The sequence below is a fragment of the Cyclobacterium sp. L-R genome (assembly GCF_056859355.1).
In genome coordinates this window covers 57,370-69,342 of record NZ_JBSXOH010000041.1, presented here as the reverse complement: position 1 = coordinate 69,342, position 11,973 = coordinate 57,370, and the positions used below count along the sequence as shown (strand labels likewise).

Sequence of the window (11,973 nt, the reverse complement as noted above, 5' to 3'; positions counted from 1 at the left end):
GGCCGTTCCTATTCCGGTTTCAGGAATGGAAATTGTAACACCAGGAATGGGTTCACCGTTTTCATCCGTCACTGTGCCTTGTACAGTCACATCTGCCATACTTGCTAAACTACTGAATACTGTTTTTTAGTTGTAGTTTTTGCTATCATTAGGATTTATTTTACGAACACTAAATTTCAAATGATTAACAAATTAATCCCATTTTAAAAACCTAAATCCAAAGTAATGAAGCAACCTTTATTAAATCATGTGAAACCCTTGATTCGATTGTTTTCAATTGCTATAATAATTCAAGTTATTAGCTTGGATTATATACATGCAGAAAACAATACGGGGAAAGAAAAAAGCTTTGAAAAAGCTATCAACTCGTACTTATTATCAATGGATATTAAGATCCGTTCTGAAAGGAAAAGCAGCAGTAATTTAGCAAGTATGGCAGATGTGACTGTACAAGGCACAGTGACGGATGAAAACGGTGAACCCATTCCTGGTGTTACAATTTCCATTCCTGAAACCGGAATAGGAACGGCCACCGACCTTAGTGGAAAATATTCAATTACCGTTCCAGAAGGTTCAACACTTATTTTTTCTTTTATAGGGTTTGAATCCCAGCGAATTGTAGTCAAAAACCAAACTAAGATTGATGTAACCCTACTAGAAGATGTAGCTTCATTGGAAGAAGTTGTGGTCGTGGGCTATGGATCTGTCAATAGAGAAAACCTCACAAGTGCGGTCAGCTCATTGGATGAAAAGGATTTTGTAGCTGGCACTGTATCTCCTTTAATGGCCATTCAGGGAAAAGTTCCTGGATTAAGTATTCAGTCCACCAATGGTGCTGATCCCAATGCAGGTATTTCCATTCAATTGCGTGGTGTAAACTCAGTGAATGCATCTCAGGGGCCGCTAATCGTAATAGATGGGGTTCCGGGTGGCAATATCAACTCAGTAGTAAAGGAGGATATTGCCTCAATTGAAGTATTGCGTGACGCCTCTGGAGCGGCTATCTATGGTACTAGGGCCTCCGGAGGTGTAATTTTAATTACCACTAAATCTGCTAAAGCCGGGGAATTAACAGTTAGTTATACAGGTGAATTATTTGTGGAAGGAGTACGTCGTTATAATGAGCCATTGGGAAGAGATCGCTTCCTTGAAGAAGGCTTAGGTAATGATCTTGGACACAATACCGATTGGTTTGATGAAGTAACCAATAACAACCCAATGAGCTATAGAAATGTATTAAGCTTTAGTGGTGGTGTAGAAAACGCTAGAATCCGTGCTACCATAAGTAACAATAATGCCACCGGCCTGGCCATTGGTTCTGATAGAAACGACACACAAGCTAGGATAAATACTGACTTCACCTTATTTGATGGCTTTTTAAGAATCACCAATAACCTTTCCTATAGTGAAAGACAGTCAAATTTTTCAAACAATGATATTTTCAGGATGGCTCTTCAGCTAAACCCTACAGAAACGCCTTATGATGCTAGTATGCCACATGGGCTTAATGTATGGACAGGTGGATATGACTGGTACAACCCTGTTGCGGATATTAGGTTGATGAAAAACCAAAGGAAATATTCTTATTTATTAAATACCACTTCCTTGTTGTTTAACCTCACTGACAATCTTTCTCTTACCGCAAGGTATTCATTGAACAATGGAAGTAACTACGGAACCTACTGGAGATCTGCACAACATAAGACTTCCTTGGATGAAGGAGTAGCCGGATATGCTAGCCATAGTTATGGGGAATTCCAAGACAATACCTTGGAAGCTTTCTTCACATACGACGAAACCTATGACCTACATACTATCAATGCTGTTGGAGGCTATAGTTTCCAGGAATTTAATGGACAGGGTTTTAATGCAAACAATTCAGATTTTGCGGTAGATGGTATTGAAGAGCATGACTTGGCTACAGGTAGGTTTTTGTCTGAAGGTAGGGCTGGATTAGGCTCTTATAAAAACCCTAGAGTAAGGTTAATGGCCTTCTTTGGAAGAGTAAATTACAGCTGGAACAATAGGTATTTGATTACTGCAAGTTTGAGAAGAGAAGGTTCTTCAAAATTTGCCAAAGGTAATAGATGGGGTAATTTCACAGCCCTTTCCTTGGGTTGGAATATTCACAACGAACCTTTTATGCAAACCCAAAATTTGTTCACCAATCTAAAACTTAGAGGTGGATTCGGAGAAACCGGGAATGAGGGATTCGCACCGGGTGTGGCAACCAGAATGTACGGCCCGGATACTTGGTGGCTAATGAATGGAGAATGGAGAAGAACCTACGGGGTCTCTCATAACCAAAATACTGACCTAAAATGGGAAACAAAAAAAGAATACAACCTCGGTATCGACTTTGCTATTCTTGAAGGAAACATTTCCGGTAGGTTTGATATCTTCAAAAGAGATGTAGATGATTTGATTTACGATATTTCTGTTCCACAACCTCCAGCTATTCACGACAAAACCACTATGAATGTAGGTATTTTACGAAATACAGGTTGGGAAGCTGAAGTCACCTGGAATGCTATTGACAAGACCAATTTCAATTATGTAACTACTTTGATTGGTTCTGCCTATAAAAGTGAATTGGTAAGCCTTTGGGGAAATCAGACTTTTTGGGATAGAAAAGGTTTTCCAGCACCAGGAAGCCCTGGTAATGCTGTAAGACTTTTCCCAGGTGAACCTATAGGTAGGTTCTTTGTGTGGGAACATGCAGGATTTACACATGATGGTAACTGGATGTTAAGAGGAGACGATGGAGAAGTATTTGATGTAACTGAAAGAACTAAAACCAATCAGGATAAAAAGTTCATTGGCAATGCTATTCCAAAAGTAATCTTGGCTTGGAACAATCAATTCACCATAGGTAAATTTGATGTAAACGCTTATTTCAGAGCTTGGACAGGACATGATATCTTTAACATGCCTAATTTCTACTATGGAATACCTTTAGAGTCTAGAAATGTTTTGGTTGAAAACTATGACGACCAAAAGCATATTAAAGGAGAAAAAGAATTGAGTGATTACTGGATTGAAGATGGCGATTTCTTGAAACTTGATGTATTGTCATTAGGCTATTCTTTTGATGTAAAAGGAAATAAATACGTAAAAGGGCTTCGTGTTTATGCGACTGGACAAAATTTATTCGTCCTTACAAATTATTCAGGTTTAAATCCAGAGGTTAATATTAATGGCCTGGACCCAGGGTTTGAAGAGAGGGCAACCTATCCACAAACGCGAACTTTTATGTTTGGTGTACAAGCTAATTTCTAAACCAAAAAAATTAAGATCATGAAATTGACAAAATATATATTAATACTCTTTACTGTCATTATAACAAGCTGTTCTCTGGATGAGGTTTGGTATGACAGAGTGGTACCAGAAACCTTCTTTAAAACTGAAGGAGATGTATTGGCAGCACTTTACCGCCCATTTACCCATGCTAGGTGGTACCTAACTGGGGATAGATGGGTAGCTCAAGAATTTTCAGGAGACCATTTTGCCCGTACCACAAAGGGGCGACACTGGTATGATGGAGGACGTTATGCAAGATATCAGCATCATGAGTGGACTCCTGATGAATCCCAATTATTTGGCACCTGGAGAGGAACTTTACAAGGTGTTGCTTTGGCATTGGACGTAAAGCAAGACCTGGGTAAATTAAATTATCAGGAACTTGCGCTTTCAGAAGAGGACAAAGCTGCTCACCTAGGTCAATTAGATGCCTTGATTGCATTCTTCTACTTAAGAGGACTGGATTTCTATGGTGGTCTTCCAATATTCACCAGTTTGGATCAGGAAAATGTTCCTAGAAGCACTGATAAAGAAACTTTTGATCACATTGAAAGTTTGTTGAAACAAGCACTTATTGACTTATCTGTGAAAGTAGATGGTGCACCGCAGGAAGGGGCCATTACCAAAGGGGCTGCCGCAGTGATGTTGGCAAGATTGTACTTCAATGCAGAAGCCTACATAGGTGTACCTATGTACGATGAAGCAGCAGAAATATCTAAAGCAATTCTTAATAATGAATACGGCAACTATAGTCTTGACACAGATTGGAATGGGCCTCATGATTTTGAAAACGACCAATCACCAGAGATAATATGGTCAATCCCTTCAGAGTTTAACCGACTAGAATATACCCACTATGGTCATATGTATCACTATAATTCCCGAGTATACTTTGATGTAGATTTAGGTTCTAATAACGGTACTCATTTACAACCTTCGAGAAAGCCTGATGGTACTTTGTATTCAGAAGAGTTTAAACTGGGTTCACCTTATGAAAAATTTGAAGACACTGACCTTAGAAAAAAACCATTTAAATATTTTGGTTCTGGCAGTTACGAAGGAATGTTTTTAGTAGGCCCTCAAATCTCTCCAATAACAGGTGAGCAAGTTATTGGTAATGAGGAATACAACGGTAAACCTCTTGAGTTTGTGGATAAGGTTGGTAGATTTTCGGAAATCGGATCTACTTACTCTTCTATTGAAGAAATCCCTTCCAATATCGGAGCAGGTGAAGAAAATACCGGTATTCGTTTGGTAAAAATCCCTGTCCCATCAAGCCAAGACTTGACTTTGAGATGGGCTGCAGATCATCCGGTTTTTAGGTTAGCAGAAATTTATTTAATGTTGGCTGAGTGTCAATTAAGGCTAGGGGAAGAAGCAGAAGCAGCAGAATTAATCAACACTGTACGCCAAAGGGCTTTTGAAGGAGGAAATGACCCTAACCCAGCTAGTGCCGGAAATTTAGATTTGTACAGAATGGCAGACGAATGGGGTATTGAATTTTTAGGAGAAGGAAGAAGAAGAACTGACTTGATCAGGTTAGGCTTTTTCACCACTGAAAAATGGTGGGATCACTCTCCTTCTAACTCTGACCATCTGAAGCGATTCCCAGTACCTACTGCTGCACTTTCAGCAAGTAATGTACTTGAGCAAAATCCTGGTTATTAATTATTGCTAAGAAAAATCAATTGACGGGCTTCTTGTAAAGGAACTCAAAATTGAAAAGTACAATCCGGCATCTCTGACTAAAGTCTAGGTGCCGGATTTTTTTTTGTTTAGATGTATTTGAAGGGAGGTAATGGTTAATTGTTAATTGTTAATTGTTTTTAAGGTATAATCTTCAATAATCTATTACCGGTGCCTGAGCCTGTAGAAGGCAGAGGAAAGGCAGTAGAACAATTATTTCTAGGCTATTTTTGGCTTTGATTCACCTGTCTTAGTTTATAGAAATCTGGTTTATCATTGTTAAATGTAACCAAGACATAATGGGTACCATTAAGGTTGATTATGTCTAAACCTCTTACAGCTTTTTGGCTGAACTTTAAACCAAGCTGATATCCTTCTATTATTTTTCCTTCTGAAGAAATTGTATTTCCTGAAAGACTTCCAAGGCGACCATGATATGGGGATACACCAAAATAATTCCCACCTGCCATGACTTCTTCCTTTCCATCTCCATCAAAATCATACTTTAAAAAAGTAGTCAAAGGTGCTACTTGTAAGGAAGCGTCAAAACTTTCAAACTTAAACTTACCATTTACATTAAGCAGGTATCCGGATGCCAATTGCTCTGCTGTAAGAAGGTTGGCATTTTCCAATTGCTCATCGTCAAATAGCTCCTCCAAGGGTTTACCAGCAAAATCCTTATAAGAAGTAAACTTTCTTTTAAGAAAGTTCATTTGACTCCCTAGTTCATCGAAGCCCGCAACGGTATAATAATTTTCATCTTTTTCATAAGCCACTATGGTTTCTGTGCTCCCATTTTCATCAAAATCTGCATAATACATCTTTAAGGGGAAATTTTCTTTAGAACTGAATTTGCTGTTTAAGCCCCAATTCCCCAATAAATAATCCATTTCTCCATCTCCATTAATATCAAATGGAATAATGGCTTGCCATAGACCAGTTAACTTTTGATCCAAAATCTCTTCTGTAACGTCCTTTAAAATCCCTTCATGATTTTGAAAAAACCTGGGAGACATCCACTCTCCTACTACGATTAGATCCACCCAAGAATCCCCGTCAAAATCTGTCCAGACGGCATCCGTCACCATTCCAACATTCTCCAGTACTTCATTTTCAATTATTTTAAAAGTACCGACCTCATTTTTCAAGAGCACAGATTTAGGAATTTTTCCAAAATCTTTTGAAACTGCAGCTCCACCAATAAATAGATCTATATCACTATCTTTGTCATAATCATGCGCTTTTACAACCGAACCATTTTCACTATAAGAAGGTAGTTCTTGTCTTTTAAAATCCTTTCCGTCATTGATCAATAGCCGGTCTTTCAATGCTTCATTATTCGTGGAAAACTCTCCTCCTGCCGAAACCACAAACAGGTCATTTATCCCATCATTATTCAAATCTTCTATTATAGCCGACACATCTTCACGTAAAGAATCAAAAGCGATGGCACTGTAATGTTTTTCAACAAAGCCATTCCCATTCTGAAGAAAGATTCTAGAGGATTGAGATTTAGCCCCTCCAAAGAAAATGTCATGACTACCATTTCCATCAAGGTCTTTGACTACGACTGCAGGTCCTCGGTCAGAAATTTTATAGGGAATAAGCCGTTGGTGATTGAAATCTATGAACCTGTTTTCTTGATGTTTATAATCCAATCCCGATAAAGCCTCGACTTTTTGGAACCAAGTTTCGGGTTTGGGGAAGATTTCTAAATAATCTACCTTATCGCGAACTTCTGATGGTATTAAATCTAAGGTTTGATTCACTGCGATATCATATTTTTTTTCTATGGAATTGTCAGGCCAAATCACATACAGGGAATCTACTTGTTGTAAGTTTCCGTAACCGAAATTTATCAAAGGTTCAGAGGAAGACTGAAAACCTCTTGATGTAAATAATTGCTTCATTTGCATGTTCCCTTGATGCCAAGTAAAGACCTTGGTTCCAATCCCAAAATTATTTGGAGCGATAAAATCTACCTTTATTTTTAAATAGGCCGAATTTCCATCCAAGTCATTCCTGTACAAAGTTGCAGGTTCATTGATATTATTGGTTACCAAATCCAGGTCACCATCATTGTCCAAATCCGCCCAAGCAGCTCCAGTAGATAAATTTTCCTCAGGGGAAATCCATTTGCCAGAATAATCAGTAAATAAGATATTTTCCTCCCCTTTAAAAATATAATTTTTGACTTTCCCAGAAGGCATTTTATTCAATGCTTCCTGATCCAATTTATTGGAAGCATTAAATTGGCGTTCTACTTCCTCACTTGAGATGTAATTGATATAATCATGATCATTGGGTCTGCGGGATATGCCTGTAGAAATAAACAAGTCCTGCTTGCCATCAAGGTCAAAATCCCCGAAGAGCGGACTCCAGCTCCAGTCAGTTGCTGAAATACCACTATACAAGGCTACTTCCTGAAAATATTCTCCGCCTCGGTTGATTTGCAACATATTCCTAGCGTATTGAGGGTGGTAGTTGAGGCGTTCTATTTTCAGGTCATGCGTATAAATGGGATCATCACTCATGGATGATTTAAGTACTTTTTCATCTTCAGGTAACATATCCAAGGTGACAATATCTACAAAGCCATCTTGATTGATGTCCACAGCATCATTGCCCATAGAAAACCTGCTTACCTGGCTGAACTTCCCCTTCAGTTGTTCGCTGAATGTACCATCTCCATTGTTGATATAGTAATAATCGTCTTCGTGAAAATCGTTGCTTATATAAAGATCTGTAAATCCATCATTGTTAAAATCTGCTGTTGCCAAACCGAGACCATAACCATTGGCCCCACCGAAAATACCCGCCTCTTCGCTGACATCTATAAATTTTCCATTTTCATTTCTTAGCAATTTATCGCCACTTTCATTTATGCGCTCATTCCTTATAGCTGCCGGACCATATGAGTTTTCGGTATGCACGGAGTGGTTTAATAGGTACATGTCTAAATCTCCATCATTGTCATAATCAATGAATGAAGCCATTGTAGAATAGTTTTTAAAATCCAAACCGAATTCCTCCCCTTTTTCACTAAAGGTGAGGTCACCATTGTTTATAAACAATTCATTCTTACCCTTAAGCCCATGGATACCTACTACTGCACATACATAAATATCAAGATGTCCATCGCCATTTACATCCGCCATCGTTACACCAGTATTCCAGTCCGAAGAACCTGCTACCCCAGCATTTTGGGTAATGTCCTCGAATTCCATATTCCCTTTATTTAAAAATAACTTATTGGGAACTTGATTTCCGGTGAAATACAGATCCTGAAGACCATCATTATTGATGTCCCCTATGGCTAATCCTCCACCATTGTAGAAATAGAGATAATAGAGAATACTCAGGTTATTGGTTTCTTTTAACTCATTGGTGAAATCAAGTTTTGAAACAGTGGGGTCAATTGATCTAAACAGGTAATTTTCATCCTTTACTTCTGAGCATCCAAAAAGAATAAAAAATGTGAGCGCAACAACACTTATTTTCATTTTTCTAAAGTATAAATGATTAATTACTAATTTAGTCATTTGAAGTTTGACATAAAAAAATTAAGTGTATTTATGGGCGACGTTTTAAACAATAAAACAAAAGTTTATTTGTTGAATAAGTTTAGAAGATTCCTCGCTTAAATATAGCACTTGAAATGACCCGTCTGTCGGGCTGGCACAAGCCCTACCTATTTTGGTCACCTGAAGTAACTTAAGGGTCACAAAAAGTCCTTCTTAAGCCTTGAAATGACGATTTTTTTATGGGGAAAATTCGTTGAAATTATCAGAGATAAGTTGCAAAATCATCCTCCGTACGCTTTACCTACCGTAGACAGGGTGTAGCATTTTTCTACATCCCTTGGAAGCCATTGTGAAACGAGTTCACAGGCATTTGCAATGCCGGACAAGCCAGAAAGAACATCAAACTTTGTCCACCATTGTTTGCTAACTTTCCCTATAGGAGACTGAGGGTCAGGAGGAAGCCAATAGATTGTTTTTGATGTATTGTAAGGGTGCCCAGATTTATTGTAGCAACAGAGCGAAAAGTGAATGCGACCATATTGGACCATTAAGTCCATTGCTATACTCTGAATGAGGATTAACTCCATGGTTATTATGAAATTGATGTCTACTAAACCTGGGAAAATATATAATCCTTTTATATCCTTTGTCTTTTTAGCTAAATTCGTCTGGGTATTGGGTGCAACTTTGACTCTTTTTCTTCAGAAACAACAACAACCACCTTTCAATTTATTTCATTCACTGGATCAAATTCTTTTAACTACTTTTTACGCAATAGCTGGGTTTTAATATTGTCGCCGTTTTGCCTTCCATTCTGCCCTGCCGTATTCACCCAAACTCAATATACCTTCCATATTAACCTTACTCACTACTCCTGTAAATTGGAAATTAAGGCGTACTCCTTGGCTAGTAAAGGAACTTCGAATCAAAATATCATTGCCATGAAGCGTACCTGTTAGCTCACGAGGTCCAAAACTAGCATGGTGGGTACCAAAAATATCATTTCCTTTTTGTTCAAGCATGAAAGTTTGGTTCACAATGCTTGCGAGGAATTGTATCTCTAGGTCCCAAAGGCCACTTAAGTTAAACGCAGCAAGACCACTAGGCTTTTGCATCTGAGGTGGATTGGAAAGCAAGTCATAAACGGATTTAGCGATTACCTTCTCCTCGCCAGCTGTAAGTTGGGAAGGGTTGATCCGTATGTTAGGCTCCATATTTGGAGGGAAAGGTAGGTAACTACCAGCACCGCTGACAGCAATTCGGGGATTGTTTTCCCACAAAAGTTCTTCAACATCTTGGCCTGTGAGTGGAATTAAAGAAATATCCCATTCCACATGAAGAGAAGGTGATCGATTGGATCTTCCTTTTGGGAGAAGAATCTCTGTCTTCACCCCAGGAACCTGTTCCAGACGATTAGAGATGTAATTGGCCCAAGAAATCCACATCCTCCACTCTTCGGCATGATCCCGTTTTCCCCACATTTCTACTGCTGTCAGCATCCCCATTATCTCCTCACGTCCCACCTTAAACCCACGTCCAAAACCATGGTGGGGAGCACTTGTGATCCAAGAAGCTTGGACCAAGTCTTTGCGTCCTATCAATAAGCCGGCACATTGTGGACCTCGCAAATATTTACCTCCACTATAGGCAACCATATCTGCCCCTTGGGCTATATGTGGATTTGGGACTTCTAGTCCCTCAGCCGCTGCATCCACAAGGATTGGCACTTTAAGTGGCTTGGCAAGAGCCGCGATTATTTTCAGCGAGAGAGGCCCGTTCTCAGATGCACTACTTGCCAAGACCATAATCATAGCTGTTCGGGGTCCCAAGGCAGCTTTTAATTCTTCGGGGCTATTCACCTCAACCATTCTCACTCCCACCGCTTTTGCTGCAGCATCATAGGCCGATCGAGAATAAGAAGGAATAATCACTTCATCCTTCATTCCATCCAGATTGGGGATTTGCCAAATCTTATCAGGGTCGCCTCCTGTCACACAACCGGCTGTCGCAATAGATATTGCAGCGGATGCACCTGAAGACACCACGCCCCATTCCGCCCCTGTTACTTCTGCTAGGCGAAGCCCTACTCCATTCATCAGTTCATCAATTTGAACAAAGTCCTTCACCGCTTCGTCCATCGCCACCTGTACTTCAGGCAAGATCCGAGTTGCACCAACGACAGTAACAGTGCCTCGGGCATTAATTAGTGGCCGTACTCCTATCGAGTCATATATGCTTTTTCCAAGAGCCTTTTTACTTGGGGACACAGTAGTGGTAGGCATTGACCTGGCACTATTTGTACCCAGAAGTGCTCCTAAAAACAGACCTCCAAATGGCAGGCTTGATAAAATATTTATTACTTTTCTTCTGCTAATCATGATCAATTTTTTTCAAAATAAAAGGTAATAGTATATAATTAGATTTTTGTCCGAATTAGAATTTAATTTTAATTCTCAATGATGAATAATTTAGCATTGATGTTTGAGGAAGATGTAAACCAATGAACGCACCCTGAATCACCAAAATTCTAACGATTATTTAACTGAAGGTATTCAACTGAAAGATCAACGCTACCTTCAAAGACAATAAGCACAAATATTTCCAGTCTCTCTAAAATCCATTTTTTTCTTCCGGTACCTTTTTTCCTTGATTTTCTTTTGGTCTCAAGGTTCAAGCATACTTTAACCCATAATTTAGAATACACTATCTCTAAAATAGTCCTAAAATCAGTATATTTATAGTATGGAAGTCAAAAAACCGGATAATGTCAATGAACCGGATTTGGAATATGGGAATTATTCCTATGCCGATTACCTGAAATGGCAGATAGAGGAAGTGGTCGAACTGATCAAAGGGAAAGCCTTTAAAAAAGCTGCTGCTGCCCCAAAACGTATCCATCAGCAAATTTCAATAAAGTTGGCTGCTAAACTCTATTACTTTTTGGAAGACAAATCATGTCAAGTTTACGATGCACCCTTCGATGTGCGTTTCCCAATAGCGTCCAAAGCAGATCATCAAATCCATGATGTGGTTCAGCCGGATATCTGCGTGATTTGTGATCGGGAAAAATTGGATGACAGAGGCTGCATAGGAGCCCCAGATTTGATTGTTGAAATTCTATCCCCTAGCAACAGTAAAACCGAATTGAAGCATAAGTTTAAGCTTTATGAGTCCAATGGAGTTCAGGAATATTGGATCATTCATGCTGAAACCCAGGATTTGTTAATCTATAGTCTTTCTAACGGAAAATATGTCCCCTCCCTTTTGCTTACCTCCGGAGATGTGGCAGAGTCAAAGGTGATCCAAGGGTTTAAACTGGATTTGGAGGAGTTTTTTGGGGATATCGAATAGTATTTAAAATCAATAGTAAGGTGAGGCTATCCGTTCAATCTTATTAAAGTTTATAGAATTCCTTTTTGGGTAAGGAATCTTTCTTGAATTATACAACTATTTAAGCATAACT

The 11,973-nt window shown here is 39.1% G+C and carries 6 protein-coding genes; 3 read left to right on the top strand and 3 right to left on the bottom strand.

Annotated features, from left to right (window positions below):
* The first annotated feature begins 225 nt into the window (after positions 1-225).
* Together AC13EX_RS04185 and AC13EX_RS04180 are read left to right on the top strand one after the other, a co-directional pair.
* Positions 226-3,279 carry a SusC/RagA family TonB-linked outer membrane protein gene (locus AC13EX_RS04185; RefSeq protein WP_482891672.1) on the top strand — a complete coding sequence of 1,018 codons (3,054 nt, stop codon included), beginning with the start codon at positions 226-228 and terminating at the stop codon, positions 3,277-3,279.
* A gap of 18 nt (positions 3,280-3,297) precedes the next feature.
* The gene (locus tag AC13EX_RS04180; protein ID WP_482891671.1) at positions 3,298-4,968 is read left to right on the top strand and encodes a RagB/SusD family nutrient uptake outer membrane protein; all 1,671 of its coding nucleotides are present in this window, start codon (positions 3,298-3,300) and stop codon (positions 4,966-4,968) included.
* A 242-nt stretch (positions 4,969-5,210) separates the two neighbouring features.
* Here the strand turns inward: AC13EX_RS04180 and AC13EX_RS04175 are convergent, their stop codons facing one another.
* The 3 genes from AC13EX_RS04175 to AC13EX_RS04165 all read right to left on the bottom strand — a co-directional run bounded on the left by AC13EX_RS04175 (position 5,211) and on the right by AC13EX_RS04165 (position 10,888).
* Positions 5,211-8,489: a VCBS repeat-containing protein gene (locus AC13EX_RS04175; RefSeq protein WP_482891670.1), complete on the bottom strand. Its 3,279-nt coding sequence runs from the start codon at positions 8,487-8,489 to the stop codon at positions 5,211-5,213.
* Between the two features lie 302 nt (positions 8,490-8,791).
* Entirely contained in the window at positions 8,792-9,097 is a 306-nt protein-coding gene (locus tag AC13EX_RS04170; RefSeq protein ID WP_482891669.1) for a hypothetical protein, read from the bottom strand.
* 198 nt (positions 9,098-9,295) lie between these two features.
* On the bottom strand, positions 9,296-10,888 hold the full coding sequence (locus tag AC13EX_RS04165) for an aminotransferase class V-fold PLP-dependent enzyme (RefSeq protein ID WP_482891668.1): 1,593 nt from the start codon (positions 10,886-10,888) through the stop codon (positions 9,296-9,298).
* 364 nt (positions 10,889-11,252) lie between these two features.
* Here AC13EX_RS04165 and AC13EX_RS04160 point away from each other — a divergent pair, with 364 nt between their 5' ends.
* Positions 11,253-11,861 carry a Uma2 family endonuclease gene (locus tag AC13EX_RS04160; protein ID WP_482891667.1) on the top strand — a complete coding sequence of 203 codons (609 nt, stop codon included), beginning with the start codon at positions 11,253-11,255 and terminating at the stop codon, positions 11,859-11,861.
* Positions 11,862-11,973 lie beyond the last annotated feature (112 nt).